The 1,034-nt window shown below is 73.4% G+C and carries 1 protein-coding gene; it reads left to right on the top strand.

Features of this window, described 5'->3' with window-relative positions:
• Positions 1 to 127 precede the first annotated feature (127 nt).
• Positions 128 to 1,034: ABC transporter ATP-binding protein (locus HLK59_RS50160; protein ID WP_346780020.1), on the top strand; the 907-nt coding region annotated here is incomplete at its 3' end.

Here is a 1,034-nt window from a genome sequence, read left to right as displayed (position 1 = left end):
CCCCCCCCGCGTGGCGGGCGGCCGGGCCCCGGCCCCCGCCGGTCGCCCCCACCCTGCCCCTCTGGCCCGCGGCGGCGATCCTCGTCGGCCTGCTCCCGGCCTTCATCGCGCCTTGCAAGGAGCCGTCGTGATCCGCTTCGAGGATGTCTCCGTGACGTACGACGGAGCGGCCGAACCGACCGTCCGGGGCGTGGACTTCGAGGTCCCCGAGGGGGAACTCGTCCTGCTCGTGGGACCGTCCGGCACCGGCAAGTCGACCGTCCTCAACTCCGTCTGCGGTCTCGTCCCGCACTTCACCGGCGGCACCCTGCGCGGCCGCGTCACGGTGGCCGGCCGTGACACCCGTACGCACAAGCCGCGTGAACTCGCCGACGTGGTGGGGACGGTGGGCCAGGATCCGCTGTCCCACTTCGTGACGGACACGGTCGAGGACGAACTCGCCTACGGCATGGAGTCGTTGGGTCTCGCGCCGGAGGTGATGCGCCGCCGGGTGGAGGAGACCCTGGACCTCCTGGGTCTGGCCGATCTCCGCGACCGCCCCATCACCACCCTCTCCGGCGGCCAGCAGCAGCGCGTGGCGATCGGCTCGGTCCTCACCCCGCACCCGAAGGTCCTCGTCCTCGACGAACCGACCTCCGCGCTGGACCCGGCCGCCGCGGAGGAGGTCCTCGCGGTCGTCCAGCGGCTGGTCCACGACCTGGGGACGACGGTCCTGATGGCCGAGCACCGCCTGGAGCGGGTCATCCAGTACGCCGACCAGGTCGCCCTCCTCCCGGGCCCGGGAGCACCCCTGATACTGGGCGACCCGGCCGAGATCATGGCCGTATCCCCGGTGTACCCGCCGGTGGTGGACCTGGGCCGCCTGGCGGGCTGGTCCCCGCTGCCCCTGACGGTGAGGGACGCGCGCAGGCGGGCGGGAGACCTACGAGAACTCCTGAACGCGGGGTCGGCCGACGCCGCCAAGGGGCGCGGGGAACTGCGCGACCAGCCACACTCAACCCGCACCCGCCGACAATCCACACCCCCCACCCCAC

This window comes from Streptomyces sp. S3(2020) (assembly GCF_013044505.1).
Classification (GTDB): domain Bacteria; phylum Actinomycetota; class Actinomycetes; order Streptomycetales; family Streptomycetaceae; genus Streptomyces.
This window is presented reverse-complemented; position numbering and strand designations above follow the sequence as displayed.